Source organism: Pandoraea captiosa, from assembly GCF_902459775.1.
Lineage (GTDB): Bacteria > Pseudomonadota > Gammaproteobacteria > Burkholderiales > Burkholderiaceae > Pandoraea > Pandoraea captiosa.
In genome coordinates, this window is record NZ_CABPSQ010000008.1 from 126,186 (window position 1) to 143,015 (window position 16,830).

Below are 16,830 nucleotides of genomic sequence, written 5' to 3' on the forward strand. Positions count from 1 at the left end.
AAGCCTCAAAGTAGCTCGAATATGCAGGGGAAACACGCCGGTCCGCCCGTGGCCCGGACGCCCCACAGTCCTGAGGGTTTTCCGGTGCGGCCACGGCGAAAGCGGCGCGTTCTGCGATTGCGTCGGGCGCAGCCTTAGCTGCGCGCCAGAATATAAACACCCACCAGAATGATGCCGATGGCGACCATGCGTTGCATCGACAGCGTCTCGCCAAACAGGTACCACGCGGCGAACGCATTCACCACATAGCCCAGCGACAGCATCGGATAGGCGATCGACACTTCCACGCGCGAGAGCGCCAGAATCCAGACGACCACGCTGATGGCATAGCAGACGAGCCCGCCCATGATCGGTACCTGCGTGGCCAGCTTGATGCCGATCGGAACGATGTTCGCGCGCGTGAACTCAAGCGCGCCGATGGCGTTGGCGCCCGCTTTGAGCAACAACTGGGCGCATGCGTTGAGCAGCACGCCCGTGAGAATAAGGGAAAACGTGGCGAGATTCATGGAACGTTTGTGAACGTTTGTGAATAATTATGGATACCGCAAATGGTCTCGGAAAGCCCCGAGCGCGTTATTTTACGTTGTCTTCGGGCAGCGGTTTCGAGATCACGACGCGACGCGCATCGCGCGCGATGATGCGCATCGGCAAATGCACCGCCTCAAGCTGCCTGAACGTGTCGGGATCGACCAGCGCAAGCGCCTTCGGATCGGCCCGCCAGCGTGCGTAGAAATCCTCGAGCGTCGGCAGCCACTTTTGCGGCTCCTGTTTCACGCCGAACTCCAGCTCGTCCGGGTGCTGCACCATGATCATCGTGTGCCCGAGGTAGTAGGGCATGGTGTGATCGAGCACGTTCACGGAGTAAAACGGCACGTTCGGCCCGAGTCGCTGCATCTCCGCCTTGACGGCCGGGACCAGCAGCACGCCCGTACTTTGTCGGCCGAACACCTCGTGGCCCATGCCGCCAATCGTCACGAGCAGCAACATGCCGCCGGCGAAGGTCAGCAACGCGCGGCGCGCACTGTGACGGGCGACGCGCCACGCGACGAGCGTGCCGATCAATCCGGCGCCGAGCGCGAAGTAGAGCCAAACCTGAAATGCCTTGTACAACTCGTTCGGATTGCGCACGCTCCCGGCGCGTCCGGCAAAGATGGCGACCATCACGAGCGCCGCGATCAGGAACACGGCGTAGCCGGCCATGTGCACGCGCACGGTATCGCGACGCAATTGCGCGAGATACAGGCCGAACAGCAACGCCATGGCCGGCGCGATCGGCAGCAGATACGAAATCAGCTTCGAGTGCGATGCACTGAAGAAGACGAAGATGAACGCGGACCATACCCACAGCATGACGGTGGGCGCGAACCCGTTGGGTTGCCGCGGCATGCGCAGCGTGGCGCGCACGGTGCCCGGCAAAACCGACAGCCACGGCAGAAAGCCCACGACGAACACGGGCACGAAGTACCACGGCGCGCCGTCGCGGTTATGGCCCTCCATCGCGAAGCGGCGGAAGTGCTCGTTGATGAAGAAGAAGTCGAAGAACTCCGGGTTGCGCATCTGAACGAGCACGAACCACGGGGCGGCGATCGCGAAGAACACGATCAGGCCGCTGCCCAGATAAAGGCGGCGCCACAATGCCCAGTCACGGGTGATGAGCGTGTAGAGCACGAGTACGGCGCCCGGCAGCACGACACCGACGAGCCCCTTGCTCAGCACGGCAAGCGCCATCGCCGCCCAGCACAGCCACATCCAGCCGCGCACGGCGCCGCGCGCCAGCCCGGGTCGTTGCGCCAGCAGCAGCGCGCAGAGCGACAGTCCCATGAAGAACGACAGCCCCATGTCGAGCACGTTGAAATGCCCGAGCAGCGACCACAGCGGTGCGGCAGCCAGCGCGGCGGCGGCAAACAGGCCCACGCGCGCGTTGAACACGCGGCGCGCGGTGAAGCCGACCACCAGTACGCCCGCGAAGCCGGTGAGCGCAGTCCAGAGTCGCGCCTGCCATTCCCCCAGCCCGAACGCGGCAAACGTCAATGCATTCATCCACGTTTGCAGCGGCGGCTTTTCGAAGTACTTGTAGCCGTTGTAGCGCGGCGTGATCCAGTCGCCGGTCGTCCACATCTCACGTGCCATCTCGGCGTAACGGCCTTCGTCGCTCGAAATCAGATGGCGATAATCGAGCACGCCGAACCATACGAGCGCGAATGCGATGAGCAGCATCCAGAACGCCGCCGGTGACAGCGGGTAGGCGGCGTCACCCGGCAGCGCGGGCGGCGGTGCGGCGGTGGTCGCGAAAGGTGGTGGCGTAGTCAGCGAGGTGGGCGTGGTGGGCGTGGTGGTTGCGGTCGGCGTAGTCGCGTTGAGCGGCTCGGCCGCCGACGGACCGGAAGCGAGCGGGCGGCGGCTCACTCAGCCGTCCCGGTTTCGATGAGCAGGGCAAGCACGACGCGGCGTCCTTCGCTCATCAGAATGTTGTACGTACGGCAGGCCGCCTGCGTATCCATGGAGTCGACGCCGACGCGCTGGCTGGTGAGCGCTGTGGTCAGGCGGGGGTGCGCAAAGCGCAGGCGCGCGCCGCTGCCGAAGATGACGACCTCGGGTTCGCGGGCGCGGAGCATGTCGAAATGGGAGGCGTCGAGCGCGTCAAAACGCGATACCGGCCAGGGCGAAATCTCGCCCTCGGGCGAAATGATGACGCTATGGTCGTAGCGAACCTTGTTGACCTCGACATAGCCCGAGCCGTAGCCGGTGACCGTGTTCAATGCCGCTTGCGACGGGTCTTGATGCAGTTTCACTTTCGGAGATTCCCTACCCAGTGGTGGCTGAGCGTCGACAGATCGTGACGGATAACGGGCGGGCATCTTGCCTTGCGTGCCGCAAACCGTCAATGATGCATTGCCGAACTCTGTCATAATTGGCTAAATTATAGCTTTTTGCCGTACGCAGCACGGCAAAACCGTTGCAGCGCGGCATTTTTCACTTCATCCCGCCTGTTACCGGCCTGTCCGGACCCCTGCGCCGCCCGTCAAGACCACAACCGCCGTGAAACCGATCCTCAAATCGCAGAAATTGCAGAATGTCTGCTACGACATTCGTGGGCCCGTGCTCGAACATGCCAAGCGCATGGAAGACGAAGGTCATCGCATCATCAAGCTCAACATCGGCAATCTGGCGCCGTTCGGTTTCGAGCCGCCTGACGAGATCGTTCAGGACATGATCCGCAATCTGCCGAACTCGGCCGGTTATTCGGATTCGCGGGGCGTGTTCGCGGCGCGCAAGGCGATCATGCATTACTGCCAGCAAAAGCACATCAACGACGTGCAACTTGACGACATCTATCTCGGCAACGGGGCGTCCGAGTTGATCGTGATGGCGATGCAGGCGCTGCTCAACGATGGCGACGAAGTGCTGGTTCCGGCGCCCGACTACCCGCTCTGGACGGCGGCGGTCAGCCTGTCGGGCGGCACGCCGGTGCATTACGTGTGTGACGAGCAGGCCGACTGGCAGCCCGATCTGGCCGATATCCGCAAGAAGATCACGCCGAACACGCGCGCGATCGTGGTCATCAACCCGAACAACCCGACGGGCGCACTGTACTCGGACGAACTGCTCAAGGACATCGTGGCGCTTGCCCGCGAGCACAAGCTCATCATTTACGCCGACGAGATCTACGACAAGATCGTGTACGACGGCGAAGTGCATACCTCGATCGGATCGCTTTCCGAAGACGTTCTGACGATCACCTTCAACGGTCTGTCCAAGAGCTACCGCGCGTGTGGTTACCGCGCGGGCTGGATGGTCGTCTCGGGCGACAAGCGCCATGCGCGCGACTATATCGAGGGGCTCAACATCCTCGCATCGATGCGTCTTTGCCCCAACGTGCCGGGGCAGTACGCCATTCAGACGGCGCTGGGCGGCTATCAGAGCATCAAGGATCTGATCGTGCCGGGCGGCCGGCTGTACGAGCAGCGCGAACTCGCGCACCGCATGCTCACCGACATCCCCGGTGTGACGTGCGTGAAGCCGAAGGCGGCGCTGTATCTGTTCCCGCGTCTGGATCCGGCGGTGTACCCCATCGCCAACGATCAGGACTTCATTCTCCAGTTGCTGCTCGAAGAGAAGGTCCTGCTGGTGCAGGGCAGTGGCTTCAACTGGATGCATCCCGACCATTTCCGCGTAGTGTTCCTGCCTCACGAGGGCGACCTGGAAGACGCCATCAGTCGCATTGCCCGCTTTCTTGACGGTTATCGCCGTCGCCACGGCACGTGATGCGCGCCAACCGATTTCGACTTTTGAGTAAAACTGCATGAAACCGATCAAATTGGGCCTGCTGGGCCTTGGCACGGTGGGCTACGGGGCCTTCCAGGTACTGGCTCGCAACCAGGAAGAAATTCAACGTCGTGCCGGCCGGGGTATCGAGATTACGAAGGTCGCGGTGCGTAATGTCGAACGCGCCAAGGGGCTCGTGGGCAATGCGGCCGTCGTCACCGGCGACCCGTTCGACGTCGTGAACGACCCGGACATCGACGTGGTGGTCGAGACCATCGGCGGCTACGATCTGACGAAGGAGCTGGTCCTCAAGGCGATCGAGAACGGCAAGCACGTGGTCACCGCCAACAAGGCGTTGCTGGCCGTGTACGGCAACGAGATCTTTGCCGCGGCGCGCAAGGCGAACGTCATGGTCGCGTTCGAGGCGGCCGTCGCCGGTGGCATTCCTATCATCAAGGCATTGCGCGAAGGTCTCACGGCCAACCGCATTCAGTGGATCGCCGGCATCATCAACGGTACGACCAACTTCATCCTGTCGGAGATGCGCGACAAGGGCATCGACTTCGACGTGGCGCTCGCCGACGCACAGCGTCTGGGCTACGCGGAAGCCGATCCCACGTTCGATATCGAAGGCGTCGACGCCGCCCACAAGCTCACGCTCATGAGCGCCATCGCATTCGGCGTGCCGGTGCAGTTCGATCGCGCCTATGTCGAAGGCATCACCAAGCTGGCCGCGCTCGATATCAAATACGCCGAAGAACTCGGCTATCGCATCAAACTGCTGGGCATTACGCGTCGCGCAGAATCCGGCATCGAGCTGCGCGTGCATCCGACGCTGATTCCGGCCAAGCGCCTCATTGCCAATGTCGAAGGTGCGATGAACGCCGTGCTGGTGCAGGGTGACGCCGTGGGCGCTACGCTCTACTACGGCAAGGGGGCGGGCGCCGAGCCGACCGCGTCGGCCGTGGTGGCCGATATCGTGGACGTGACGCGTCTGCAAACGGCCGACCCTGAGCACCGTGTGCCGCACCTGGCGTTCCAGCACGATTCGCTCTCCGACATTCCGGTCCTGCCGATCGATGAAGTCACGACCAGTTACTACCTGCGCCTGCGCGTGGTGGACCGTGCCGGCGTGATGGCGGAACTCACGCGCATTCTGGCCGATCTGGACATTTCGATCGACGCACTCCTGCAAAAGGAATCGCGCGAGGGCGAGCACCAGACCGACATCATCATCCTGACGCATCAGACGCTGGAAAAGCACATCAACTCGGCCATTGCAAAGATCGAAGCGATGGACACGGTGCTCTCGAAGGTCACGCGCATTCGTATGGAAGCGCTGAGCTGAGCCCGACGCACCGACCCGACAGGACAGGATCCAAATGAAATACATCTCTACGCGCGGCGCGGGCCTGACCTCCGGCGAACCGCAATCGTTCTCGAGCATTCTGCTCGGTGGCCTGGCCCCGGACGGCGGCCTGTACCTGCCCACCCAATACCCGCAGGTCACCGCCGACGAACTGCGCGCCTGGCGTCAGCTCTCGTATGCCGAGCTCGCCGCACAGGTGCTCGGCAAGTTTGCCGGTGACATTCCGGCAGAAGTGCTGGCCGACCTGACAAAGCGGACGTACACCGCCGAGGTGTACCGCAACGTTCGCCCGGGCGAGGACGCCGCCGACATCACGCCGTTGTTGCCGCTGGGTGTCGAACAGGATACGCAGCTCTCGCTGCTGGCGCTGTCCAACGGCCCGACACTGGCCTTCAAGGACATGGCCATGCAATTGCTCGGCAACCTGTTCGAGTACGCGCTGGCGCAGCACGGCGACGCGCTGAACATTCTCGGTGCGACGTCCGGTGACACGGGCAGTGCGGCAGAGTACGCCATGCGCGGCAAGGAGGGCATTCGCGTCTTCATGCTCTCGCCGGCGGGCAAGATGAGCGCGTTCCAGACTGCCCAGATGTACAGCCTGCAAGATCCGAACATCTTCAACCTTGCGGTCGAAGGCGTGTTCGACGACGCGCAGGACATCGTGAAGGCGGTCTCGAACGATCACGCCTTCAAGGCGCGCTACAAGATCGGTACCGTCAATTCGATCAACTGGGCGCGTGTGGTGGCGCAGGTCGTGTACTACTTCAAGGGTTACTTCGCGGCCACCGGCGGCAAGTCCGGGCAGGACGGCGAGGTGTCGTTCACGGTGCCCTCGGGCAACTTCGGCAATGTCTGCGCCGGGCACATCGCGCGCATGATGGGCCTGCCGATCCGCAAGCTGGTCGTGGCAACCAACGAAAACGACGTGCTCGACGAGTTCTTCCGCACCGGCCGTTATCGCGTGCGCAAGTCGGCCGAGACGTTCCACACGAGCAGCCCGAGCATGGACATCTCGAAGGCATCGAACTTCGAGCGTTTCCTGTTCGATCTGCTGGGTCGCGATGCGACGGCAACGGCCGATCTGCTCTCGAAGGTCGAGCGCGAAGGCGGCTTCGATCTGTCGGGCAGCGAGGCGTTCGCGCGCGTGGCGAAGTTCGGTTTCGTGTCGGGGCGCAGCACGCACTCGGATCGTCTCGCGACGATTCAGGACGTGGCTCGGCGCTACGATGTGATCATCGATACGCACACCGCCGATGGCGTGAAGGTGGCGCGCGAAGCGCTCGAACCCGGCGTGCCGATGGTGGTGCTGGAAACGGCGCAACCGGCCAAGTTCGCCGAGACGATTCGCGAGGCATTGCACCGCGAGCCGCCGCGCCCGGCGGGTTTCGAGCAACTCGAATCGCTGCCGCAGCGTTTCGATACCGTACCGAACGACGTCGAGCGCGTGAAGGCCTATATCGCGGAGCACACCGGCCTTTGAGCCGTGGCGTCGTCTTGCCGACCCGCCGCACGCGTTGTGCGCCATGGGTTACGCGCCATCAGTTACGCGCTCTGAGTTCTACGCTCTGAGTTCTACGCCATGACTTGCGAGCCATTTGCATGCTGAGTACACAAGAAGCCCTCGACGCCGTGCTGGCTGCGGCACGCCCGCTCGATCGACACGAGACGGTCGATACGCTCGCGGCCAACGCTCGGGTGCTGTCGGCCGACGTCGTAGCCACGCTCGATGTCCCGCCGATGGACACCAGCGCCATGGACGGCTACGCCGTGCGCATCGCCGATCTGCGCGATGGCGAAACGGTATTGCCCGTCTCGCAGCGTATTCCCGCGGGCCACTCGCCCGAGCCGCTTGCTAGCGGCACGGCGGCGCGTATCTTCACGGGCGCGCCGGTGCCTGCGGGGGCGGACGCCGTGGTCATGCAGGAGCAATGCGAAGCGCGTGACGACGGGGCGGTTGTCGTGCGACACACGCCGGTCGCAGGCGAGTTCGTCAACCGTCAGGGCGCCGACATTCGGCGCGACAGCGTGGTGCTCGCCGCCGGTACCCGGTTGCGCGCGCCGGCGCTCGGTCTGGCGGCGTCGGTGGGCATCGCCCGGTTGCAGGTGGCGCGCCGCGTGCGGGTGGCGGTTTTCTTTACCGGCGACGAACTGACGATGCCCGGCGAGCCGCTGCGACAGGGCAGCATCTACAACTCGAACCGGTTCGTGCTGCGCAGTCTGCTGGAGAACCTGGGCTGCGAGATGACGGATTACGGCATCGTCCCGGACAATCTGGCCGCCACGCGGGCGATTCTGCGCGACGCGGCACGCGGCAACGATCTGATCATCACGTCGGGCGGCGTGTCGGTAGGCGAGGAGGATCACGTCAAGCCGGCAGTGGAGGCGGAAGGGCGTCTGAACCTCTGGCAGATTGCGCTCAAGCCGGGCAAACCGCTGGCGTACGGCGAGGTGCGTCGCGCCAATGGGGATGGCGGCGCGGACACGGCTCACTTCATCGGTCTGCCGGGCAACCCGGTGTCGAGTTTCGTGACGTTCCTGCTGTTCGTGCGTCCGTTCATTCTGCGATTGCAGGGCGTGACGGATGTCGCGCCACGGCGGATCGCCATGCGTGCCGATTTCACGCAGAAAAAGGCGGATCGTCGCAATGAGTTCCTGCGCGCGCGTGTCAACGATCAGGGGGGGCTCGACGCGTTCCCGAATCAGAGTTCGGCCGTGCTGACCTCGACCGTGTGGGGCGACGGCCTGATCGACAACCCGCCGGGGCACCGCATCGAGGCGGGGCAGACCGTGGCGTTCCTGCCATTCTCGGACCTCCTATATTGAAAGAGAGGGTTGCGGTCGGATTTTCCGAATGGCGCCCGCACAGACTATGCAGATCGATCTACGTTTTTTCGCCAGTGTCCGCGAGGCGCTGGGTGTCGCCGAGGAGCGAGTGGACGCCGTGCCTGCCGGGATTGCCACGGTGGGAGACGTTCGTGAATGGTTGTGCACGCGCGGTCCGGTCTGGGCTGAGACGCTCGGGCCGCAACGCTCGCTGCGCATGGCGCTGAACCACACGATGGTGCCTGCTTCGACGCGTCTGGCCGACGGGTGCGAAGTGGCGTTCTTCCCGCCCGTTACCGGCGGTTGAGCGCGACGGCACGTCAGACGCCGGGCGCCAGCCGAGGCGCGCCCAAGCACGCCCAGGCATGCCATCGGCGGACACGCACACGATACACAAGCACACAGGAGACGACCGCCATGGCGATTCGCGTTCAGACCGAAGATTTCGACTTGTCGGAGGAGGTTCGCCGCTTGCGCGCCGGCGACTTGCGCGTGGGCGCCGTGGCGACTTTCGTGGGCACCGTGCGGGACCTGAACGACGGGAAGGACATCTCGCGCATGACGCTCGAGCACTATCCCGGCATGACGGAGAAGGCGCTCGAATCCATCGTCGCACAGGCGCGCGAGCGCTGGCGTCTGTTCGACGCGCTGGTCATCCATCGCTACGGAGAACTCGGGCCGGGCGATCAGATCGTGCTGGTAGCCGTCACGTCGGCGCATCGCGGCGATGCCTTCGCCGCGTGCGAGTTCATCATGGACTACCTCAAGACCGAGGCGCCGTTCTGGAAGAAGGAAGCGACACCCCAGGGCGAGCGCTGGGTCGATGCGCGAGAGACGGATACGGCGGCACGTGAGCGCTGGGCGACCGGCGGGAAGGTCTGAGCCTCGCGCGGGATGCGCGGCAATCCGAAAATGCTGTAATTTCAATCAACGTCGGCGAAAATATATAATCCTCGCCGAACGTCTTGCTCAATCATGTTGTCGCGCCGGGCGCCGTTGCTTGATGGTGTCCAGCAACGCGCGTTGCGCTGGCGGCAGCGTATATTCCCACCCGAATAGATTCAACTGAAGGCTCTCCGCGATCCGGGTCGCCGGTTCCGCAAAGGCGAAGGCCGCCTGCGGTTCGAAGAGCTTGTCCAGCGTGTCGAAGAAGAGCGCAAGCCAGCGACTGAAGTGCTCCCCGCTTAGATGCGCGAAAGGCTGGTGCGCCTGCGTCACGTTGCCACGGTAACGTTTGGCGCCGAGCACGATGCTGCACCAGAACGCCACCATCTTCTCGAGATGCATGTCCCAGCGGCCTTCGAGCGCCTGGCGAAATACGGGCCCGAGCAGGTCGTCGTCGCGAATGCGCCCGTAGAAGGCATGAACGAGCAGGCGTACGGCGTCTTCATCGATCTCGGCAATGCGGGTCGCAGGCCATGCGGTGCCCGGATCCGGCAATGGCTTCTCCGAAAAGGCCCTGGGGGCGGGGGCACCCGGCGTGCCATGGGTGGGAGAGGGATAGGGCGCGATCGTTGGGCGAGTGGGTTCGGCAGACATATCGTCGGGCGGTCATGCGGCACTGAGACGGTGTTCGGACCCGCAATCCGGGAGGGAATTCCGGACCGCAATTTCGTCCTTCAGGCTTTCCGGCTTTCCGTCCTTCCGGCGTCACGGAGCCGCATGGTGCGCCATGCTGAAAATCGCTATTATGAGCTTCAAACCGAGGCGTGTCCTGCGGTCGTCCCGGCCCACCATCAGGCGATTCCGGGCCGATTCCGGGTGGATCGTAATTCGCGGTGCCGAGCCTGCGGCATGCCCGAAAACCGGCCCCCGACCGATATCGCGCGAAATGTCAAATGTCGCGCTGTAATGCCCCTTGAAACCACAGGGGATTGTCCGCACATCCGATCCAGAAAGATTTCTTACCGGAGCACTAGATGCGACAAGACAAATTCACCACGCAGTTCCTGGAAGCGCTGGCTGATGCCCAAAGCATGGCAGTCGGTCGCGACCAGCAATACATCGAGCCGCTGCACCTCCTCGCGGCGCTGATCGCACAACCCGAGGGCGCTGCGCGCTCGCTGCTGCAGCGTGCCGGCGTGCAGGTGCAGCCGCTCGCCCACGACATTGAAACGGCAATCGCCAAGCTGCCGCAGGTGCAGGGCACCGACGGCAACGTGCAGGTCAGCCGCGAGCTTGCAGGTCTGCTCAATCAGGCCGACAAGGAAGCTCAGAAGCATGGCGACAGCTACATTGCCAGCGAAATGTTTCTGCTTGCGCTCGCCGACGACAAGGGCGATACGGGCAAACTCGCCCGTGCGCGCGGCCTGACCCGTAAATCGCTGGAAGCGGCCATCGAAGGCGTGCGCGGCGGTGCGTCCGTCGACAGTCAGGACGCCGAAAGTCAGCGTGAAGCCCTGAAGAAGTACACCCTTGATCTGACCGAACGTGCAGCCGCGGGGAAACTCGACCCGGTGATCGGCCGCGACGATGAGATTCGTCGCACGATTCAGATCCTGCAACGCCGTACCAAGAACAACCCGGTGCTCATCGGTGAGCCGGGGGTGGGCAAGACCGCCATCGTCGAGGGGCTCGCGCAGCGCATCGTCAATGGCGAAGTGCCGGAGTCGCTCAAGAACAAGCGCGTGCTCGCGCTCGATATGGCCGGGTTGCTCGCGGGCGCCAAGTTCCGTGGCGAATTCGAAGAGCGCCTGAAGAGCGTGCTGAACGATATCGCCAAGGATGAGGGCCGCACGATCCTCTTCATCGACGAAATTCACACGATGGTCGGTGCGGGCAAGGCAGAAGGCGCGATGGACGCGGGCAACATGCTCAAGCCGGCGCTCGCGCGCGGCGAGCTGCATTGCATCGGCGCCACCACGCTCGACGAATACCGCAAGTACATCGAAAAGGATGCCGCGCTGGAGCGTCGTTTCCAGAAGGTGCTCGTCGAAGAGCCGAGCGTCGAGGCGACCATCGCGATTTTGCGTGGCCTGCAGGAGAAGTACGAACTGCACCACGGCGTGGAAATCACCGACCCGGCGATCGTGGCAGCGGCCGAACTCAGCCAGCGCTACATCACCGATCGCTTCCTGCCGGACAAGGCCATCGATCTGATCGACGAAGCGGCGTCCAAGATCAAGATGGAAATCGACTCGAAGCCGGAAGTCATGGACAAGCTCGATCGTCGCCTGATTCAGCTGAAGATCGAGCGCGAAGCGGTCAAGAAGGAAACGGACGAAGCCTCGCAAAAGCGCCTCTCGCTGATCGAGGAAGAGATTTCGCGACTGGAGCGCGAGTACGCCGATCTGGAAGAAGTGTGGACGGCCGAGAAGGCCGCCGTGCAGGGCAGTGCCCAGGTCAAGGAAGAGATCGACCGGGTGCGGGCCGAGATCGCGAAGCTCCAGCGTGAGGGCAAGCTCGACAAGGTGGCGGAACTGCAGTACGGCAAACTGCCGCAGCTCGAAGCCCGGTTGAAGGACGCCGACGCCGCGGAGGCCGCCGGTCAGCAGTCGCAGCCGCGTCTGTTGCGCACGCAGGTGGGTACGGAAGAAATTGCCGAAGTGATCTCGCGTGCAACGGGCATTCCGGTCTCGAAGATGATGCAGGGCGAGCGCGAGAAGTTGCTCAACATGGAAGCCAAGCTGCACGAACGTGTGGTGGGGCAGGACGAGGCGATTACCGCCGTGGCCGATGCCATCCGCCGTTCGCGTGCCGGACTGTCGGACCCCAACCGCCCCTACGGGTCATTCCTGTTCCTCGGGCCGACCGGTGTGGGCAAGACCGAGCTGTGCAAGGCGCTCGCGATGTTCCTGTTCGATTCGGAGGATCACCTCATCCGCATCGACATGAGCGAGTTCATGGAAAAGCACAGCGTGGCGCGTCTGATCGGTGCGCCGCCGGGCTACGTCGGTTATGAAGAGGGGGGTTATCTCACTGAAGCCGTGCGTCGCAAGCCGTACAGCGTGATCCTGCTCGACGAAGTCGAAAAGGCGCACCCGGACGTCTTCAACGTGCTGCTGCAAGTGCTGGACGACGGCCGCATGACTGACGGTCAGGGACGTACCGTGGACTTCAAGAACACGGTCATCGTGATGACGTCGAACCTCGGCTCGTCGATGATCCAGTCGATGGTGGGTGAGCCGCAGGACCGGATCAAGGATGCCGTGTGGACGGAGATCAAGGACCACTTCCGTCCCGAGTTCCTGAACCGCATCGATGAAGTCGTGGTGTTCCACGGGCTCGATCAGAAGCACATCGAGTCGATTGCCACGATCCAGATCGAGATCCTGCGTCAACGTCTGGCGAAGCTCGATATGCATCTGGAAGTCACCAAGGCGGCGCTCACGCATGTGGCACGCGAAGGTTTCGATCCGGTGTTCGGGGCGCGTCCGCTCAAGCGGGCGATCCAGCAGGAGATCGAAAACCCGGTCGCCAAGCTGGTGCTCGCGGGCAAATTCGGCCCCAAGGACACGATCCCGGTCGACTGGCGCAACGGTCGCTTCACCTTCGAGGGCGACACCGCCGCGCAGGTGAGCAAGGAGACCGAGGCGGCTGCCGAGTAAGCCTCGTCGGCGCAACGGCCCGGGCTGTCCGAGCGATCAATCCCCGCGTTTCGAAAGGAGCGCGGGGATTTTTTTGTCCGGTGCCTGCGCGACGTGTGCGCGGTATCCTGCTGTCACAAATGTCGGCGACAATGCCCGACCGCCGCGTTGACTCGATGGGAGGGTGGGTTGGCGAGGGGGCGATGCGCTGCCGTTTGAGTCGTTCGCGCCGTTCGCGCCAAATGGGCACCGCTGACGGCGCGCTGGCGCCGTTCGTCGCAAACCGGCTGCCCGCGGCATGTTCCTGCCTTACCGTCACGCCATGAAACGGACTCGATGAGGATGTCATGGCGACGATAGTGGGTGTGCATCTGGCGGTAGCGGTGTTGGCAATAGGACTCGGTGCGGGCATCTTGCTGATGCGGCGCGGCACGCCACGGCACCGGTGGATGGGGCGGCTGTGGGCGTTGGCAATGGTGGCCACGGCGCTCACGAGCTTCGGTATTCGCGAATTGGGGAACGGGCATTTTTCCTGGCTGCATGGCCTCTCGCTGTACGTGCTGGTGAATCTGGCGCTCGCTGTTGTGGCGATCCGGCGGGGCAACGTGAAGGCGCATCGCAGGCAGATGACGGGGCTGTACGTCGGGCTGGTCGTCGCCGGCGTGGCGGCGGTGGCGGTGCCCGGCCGTCCCTTGAACAACGCGCTGACGCGCATGTGGCAACATGGCACACGGCCGGTGGCGTCCATGGCACCCGTTGCGCGCGTTGCAACTGCCGGGACCCTCGTGTCCCCCCGTTGACCCTCATGTCCGCGACACCTTAACCACCGGCGGACCATCACCATGGCGCCATTGACGTCGACGATGAAAACACCGCAATCCATGCAAGCCGTTCAGACGGCCCCCGACGCGCCGACGCGTGGCCTGTGGCAGCGTTTTTTCCGCGAGATTGCCGGGGTATTGCTGTTCAACACGTTGATCGCGGGATTGCTCTCGTTTATCGGCTTCGGTGGCGCATTCGTGCACAACCTAGTGTTTGCGCAATGCATCGGGGTGGCGATCGCCGTCTTCGTGGACGGTGGACGCCGACTGATCTGGCGCGACGCCAGGCCATCGATGCCGTGGTTCCTGGGGCTCGTGGTGCTCGGATGTGTGGCAGGGCTGGCCGTCGGGATCGCGCTGGGAACGGCGCTGCTGGGGCTGCCAATCTCGATGTGGCGTCCGGTCAACGGGCATGCGCTTCCCGCCGTCTTGCTCGTCGCGCTGATCGCGACAGCCATCGGCAGTTATCACGGATGGTCGCAGGCCCGGATTTCCCAGTTGCGGGAAGCCACGGCGCAGCAGGCACTTCGCGAAGCCGCCGCAGACCGTCAGTTGGTCCTCGCCCGGCTTCAGACGCTTCAGGCACAACTGGAGCCGCATTTTCTATTCAACGTGCTCGCCAACCTCGATTCGCTGATTGCGAGTGATCCAACCCGGGCGAGGCATTTGCTCGGTCATCTCAATCGTTTTCTGCGGGCCTCCCTTGCGGCGACGCGCGCGCAAACGACAACGTTGGCCGAAGAGTTTGCGCTGCTCGACGCCTTGCTGGCGATTCAGAAAGTGCGTTTTGGCGAGCGTCTGCGTTATACGTTCGATCTGCCGCAGGCGTGCCGAACGCTGTGTCTGCCCCCCATGCTCGTGCAGCCGCTCGTGGAGAACGCCGTCAAGCATGGCGTCGAGCCGCTCGCGGCGGGGGCGACGGTCGCCGTCAGCGCCCGGTTGGAGCGCGCCGCGTCCGATAAGGCGTATGTGGTGGTGCGCGTCGAAGACGACGGTGCCGGGTTTGCGCAAGCGGGCATGGGGCGCGCTGCGGAGCGCGCCGTCGGTAGCGGCATCGGCCTGACGAATATCCGGGCGCGCCTGCGCGTGCTCTACGGGGACGACGCGCGCCTCACGCTCACCGAGGGCGTGCCGCGTGGTGTTGTCGCGAGTTTGCGTTTGCCTGTGGTGTCCACCGGGCAGCGCAAGGACAACGATTTCCAGTCGCAGAGAGTAGATGCATGACATCCCCCGTCGCCCTGATCGCCGAAGACGAACCGTTGCTTGCCGACGCGCTGCGCGCCATGCTGGCGCAGGCATGGCCCGCGCTGCACGTGCTGCCTGTCGCGCCTGACGGCACGTCGGCCATTGCCGCCATTGCGCAGTCGAATCCGGATGTCGTGTTTCTCGACGTCTCGATGCCGGGCGCGACCGGCATCGAGGTCGCACGTGCGTGCGCGCGCCTGACGCGTGCGCCGCAAATCGTTTTCGTCACGGCATTCGACCGCTTTGCGCTCGACGCCTTCGATGCCGCCGCAGTGGATTATCTGCTCAAGCCCGTCGAGCCTGAGCGGCTCGCGCGAACGGTGGCGCGGGTTCAGGAGCGCCTGTCGCGGCCGGGCGAGGATACGCTCACGCAACTCTTGACGACGCTGCGTGCGCATCTCGACGCCGCCCCTTCGACGACTCGCGCTACGGACGGCACGAACGTTACGACCCCGGCGGTCGCTTCGGTGGCCCCGTCGGTGGCCCCGTCGCCTGTCGCTTCGTCTGTACCCCGCGACTATCTGCAATTCGTGCGCGCGTCCGTTCGCGACGAAATTCGTATCGTGCCCGTCGAAGAGATCTGCTTTTTCGAAGCGGCGGACAAGTACGTGGTGGTGGCCACCGCCGACGGCGATCTGTTGATTCGCACCAGCCTGCGCGAGCTATTGCCGCAACTCGATCCGTCGCGATTCTGGCAGGTGCACCGCAGCACGGTCGTGAACGTGGGCGAGGTGGTAAGCGCCCAGCACACGCCCCTCGGGCGGCTGACGCTCAAGCTCAAGCGACGCAAGGACCGGGTGGCGGTCAGTCGTCAATACGCCCACTTGTTCCGGCAGATGTAGTGTCCGGGACGGTGGCGAAGAAGTCGGTCGGGGTGCGTCCGAAGGTGCGTTTGAACATCGCGGAAAAGGCGCTCTGGCTTCGATACCCCAGCTCGCGTGCAATGCGGGCGAGCGGATATCCCTTCGATGCGAGCGGTATCGCCTGGGCGAGCACTGCCTGCTGACGCCACTGCACGAAGCTCATGTTCAGTTCCTGCCGGAACAGGCGCCCGATGGTCCGTGGGCTCGCGCCGGCGTATCTTGCCCATTGGTCGAGTGTCCAGGCGCGCGCAGGGTCGGCCAGCATGGCGTTGCACAGCGTGAGCAGGCGCTTGTCGCGCGGCAGCGGCACTTCGAGCGGCAGCGGGGAGGCGCGACGCAGTTCGTCCAGAATCAGGCCGCCGAGCATGTGTTCGCGCGGCGCGTCGAGGTCGGCGGCGGGCACGTCGATGGCGGCGATCAGCTCACGCAGTAACGGCGAGACTTCCACGACACGGCAGTGATCGAGGCCGGGCGGGATGACCTCGGGATGCACATACAACGTGCGCAGATACGAGGGCTCGTTGACCAGCAGACTGTGTTCGATGTCGGGGGGAATCCAGATCGCACGTGATGGCGGCACGATCCAGGCGGCGTCGGCGACCGCGATCTGGATGACGCCGCGCGGCGTGTAGGCGACCTGCGCCCAGGCGTGGCGGTGATTGGGCACGCGAATGCCGTCGCGCAACGCGCGCGCACGCAACCGTACCGGACGCGCTTGCGTTGGCGTGAAGGCATCGGGCACGACATAACTGTCGGGCGCGTTATGCGCGGCGAGGGTCGGCTCCGGGGGCGTGACAGCAGCGGGCGACGTAGACGCAGTGGGCGAATCGAACGGATCGGACGCAAGATTCGGCATGGCGGGACCGTGACAATTGGGATTTTTGTAAGTGTAAACTCGTTGCCTGTCACCTTCGATC

15 protein-coding genes are annotated in these 16,830 nt (G+C 64.0%); 10 read left to right on the top strand and 5 right to left on the bottom strand.

From position 1 onward, the window contains the following. Nucleotides 1–134: 134 nt before the first annotated feature. The 3 genes from PCA31118_RS19150 to PCA31118_RS19160 form a co-directional block, all read right to left on the bottom strand. Entirely contained in the window at nt 135–506 is a 372-nt protein-coding gene (locus tag PCA31118_RS19150) for an SMR family transporter (RefSeq protein ID WP_044455546.1), read from the bottom strand. Between the two features lie 67 nt (nt 507–573). Next, on the bottom strand, nt 574–2,217 hold the full coding sequence (locus PCA31118_RS19155; protein ID WP_246190325.1) for a glycosyltransferase family 39 protein: 1,644 nt from the start codon (nt 2,215–2,217) through the stop codon (nt 574–576). Between the two features lie 185 nt (nt 2,218–2,402). Further along, nucleotides 2,403–2,792, bottom strand: a complete 390-nt coding sequence (locus PCA31118_RS19160; protein ID WP_150626767.1) for an Mth938-like domain-containing protein — start codon at nt 2,790–2,792, stop codon at nt 2,403–2,405. A gap of 247 nt (nt 2,793–3,039) precedes the next feature. On the opposite strand from PCA31118_RS19160, the gene PCA31118_RS19165 reads away from it, so the two are divergent. The 6 genes from PCA31118_RS19165 to moaE all read left to right on the top strand — a co-directional run bounded on the left by PCA31118_RS19165 (nt 3,040) and on the right by moaE (nt 9,340). Continuing rightward, on the top strand, nt 3,040–4,266 hold the full coding sequence (locus PCA31118_RS19165) for a pyridoxal phosphate-dependent aminotransferase (protein ID WP_150626667.1): 1,227 nt from the start codon (nt 3,040–3,042) through the stop codon (nt 4,264–4,266). A gap of 37 nt (nt 4,267–4,303) precedes the next feature. After that, the gene (locus PCA31118_RS19170) at nt 4,304–5,614 is read left to right on the top strand and encodes a homoserine dehydrogenase (protein ID WP_150626668.1); all 1,311 of its coding nucleotides are present in this window, start codon (nt 4,304–4,306) and stop codon (nt 5,612–5,614) included. A gap of 34 nt (nt 5,615–5,648) precedes the next feature. After that, nucleotides 5,649–7,115, top strand: a complete 1,467-nt coding sequence (thrC, locus tag PCA31118_RS19175; protein ID WP_150626669.1) for a threonine synthase — start codon at nt 5,649–5,651, stop codon at nt 7,113–7,115. 119 nt (nt 7,116–7,234) lie between these two features. Then, nucleotides 7,235–8,458, top strand: a complete 1,224-nt coding sequence (locus PCA31118_RS19180) for a molybdopterin molybdotransferase MoeA (RefSeq protein ID WP_150626670.1) — start codon at nt 7,235–7,237, stop codon at nt 8,456–8,458. A gap of 46 nt (nt 8,459–8,504) precedes the next feature. Continuing rightward, on the top strand, nt 8,505–8,765 hold the full coding sequence (moaD, locus tag PCA31118_RS19185; RefSeq protein WP_150626671.1) for a molybdopterin converting factor subunit 1: 261 nt from the start codon (nt 8,505–8,507) through the stop codon (nt 8,763–8,765). Nucleotides 8,766–8,875: 110 nt separating this feature from the next. After that, nucleotides 8,876–9,340 (top strand): molybdopterin synthase catalytic subunit MoaE, encoded by a 465-nt coding sequence (gene moaE, locus PCA31118_RS19190; protein ID WP_150626672.1) that lies wholly within the window; start codon nt 8,876–8,878, stop codon nt 9,338–9,340. Nucleotides 9,341–9,427: 87 nt separating this feature from the next. Here the strand turns inward: moaE and PCA31118_RS19195 are convergent, their stop codons facing one another. Next, complete coding sequence (locus PCA31118_RS19195; protein WP_150626673.1) at nt 9,428–9,898, bottom strand: group III truncated hemoglobin; 471 nt, start codon at nt 9,896–9,898, stop codon at nt 9,428–9,430. A gap of 479 nt (nt 9,899–10,377) precedes the next feature. Between PCA31118_RS19195 and clpB the strand changes: the two genes are divergently transcribed. From clpB to PCA31118_RS19215, 4 genes are all read left to right on the top strand, one after another. Then, nucleotides 10,378–13,005, top strand: coding sequence for an ATP-dependent chaperone ClpB (gene clpB / locus PCA31118_RS19200; protein WP_150626674.1), 2,628 nt, complete (start codon nt 10,378–10,380; stop codon nt 13,003–13,005). A 326-nt stretch (nt 13,006–13,331) separates the two neighbouring features. Then, nucleotides 13,332–13,784: a DUF2306 domain-containing protein gene (locus PCA31118_RS19205; protein WP_150626675.1), complete on the top strand. Its 453-nt coding sequence runs from the start codon at nt 13,332–13,334 to the stop codon at nt 13,782–13,784. A 42-nt stretch (nt 13,785–13,826) separates the two neighbouring features. Continuing rightward, entirely contained in the window at nt 13,827–15,029 is a 1,203-nt protein-coding gene (locus PCA31118_RS19210; RefSeq protein ID WP_150626676.1) for a sensor histidine kinase, read from the top strand. Continuing rightward, entirely contained in the window at nt 15,026–15,892 is an 867-nt protein-coding gene (locus PCA31118_RS19215; RefSeq protein WP_150626677.1) for a LytR/AlgR family response regulator transcription factor, read from the top strand. Before PCA31118_RS19210 ends, PCA31118_RS19215 begins: the two co-directional genes overlap by 4 nt. Here the strand turns inward: PCA31118_RS19215 and PCA31118_RS19220 are convergent. Beyond that, nucleotides 15,855–16,769 (bottom strand): AraC family transcriptional regulator, encoded by a 915-nt coding sequence (locus PCA31118_RS19220; protein ID WP_150626678.1) that lies wholly within the window; start codon nt 16,767–16,769, stop codon nt 15,855–15,857. The two genes, PCA31118_RS19215 and PCA31118_RS19220, sit on opposite strands and share 38 nt — an antisense overlap. Nucleotides 16,770–16,830: the final 61 nt, after the last annotated feature.

Excerpts from the sequence above, each read along its gene's own strand:
- PCA31118_RS19205 (WP_150626675.1), top strand. The coding sequence starts at position 13,332 with ATGGCGACGATAGTGGGTGTGCATCTGGCGGTAGCGGTGTTGGCAATA.
- PCA31118_RS19215 (WP_150626677.1), top strand. The coding sequence starts at position 15,026 with ATGACATCCCCCGTCGCCCTGATCGCCGAAGACGAACCGTTGCTTGCC.
- thrC (WP_150626669.1), top strand. The coding sequence starts at position 5,649 with ATGAAATACATCTCTACGCGCGGCGCGGGCCTGACCTCCGGCGAACCG.
- clpB (WP_150626674.1), top strand. The coding sequence starts at position 10,378 with ATGCGACAAGACAAATTCACCACGCAGTTCCTGGAAGCGCTGGCTGAT.
- moaD (WP_150626671.1), top strand. The coding sequence starts at position 8,505 with ATGCAGATCGATCTACGTTTTTTCGCCAGTGTCCGCGAGGCGCTGGGT.
- PCA31118_RS19155 (WP_246190325.1), bottom strand. The coding sequence starts at position 2,217 with ATGCTGCTCATCGCATTCGCGCTCGTATGGTTCGGCGTGCTCGATTAT.
- PCA31118_RS19150 (WP_044455546.1), bottom strand. The coding sequence starts at position 506 with ATGAATCTCGCCACGTTTTCCCTTATTCTCACGGGCGTGCTGCTCAAC.
- PCA31118_RS19170 (WP_150626668.1), top strand. The coding sequence starts at position 4,304 with ATGAAACCGATCAAATTGGGCCTGCTGGGCCTTGGCACGGTGGGCTAC.
- PCA31118_RS19220 (WP_150626678.1), bottom strand. The coding sequence starts at position 16,769 with ATGCCGAATCTTGCGTCCGATCCGTTCGATTCGCCCACTGCGTCTACG.
- moaE (WP_150626672.1), top strand. The coding sequence starts at position 8,876 with ATGGCGATTCGCGTTCAGACCGAAGATTTCGACTTGTCGGAGGAGGTT.
- PCA31118_RS19210 (WP_150626676.1), top strand. The coding sequence starts at position 13,827 with ATGGCGCCATTGACGTCGACGATGAAAACACCGCAATCCATGCAAGCC.
- PCA31118_RS19180 (WP_150626670.1), top strand. The coding sequence starts at position 7,235 with ATGCTGAGTACACAAGAAGCCCTCGACGCCGTGCTGGCTGCGGCACGC.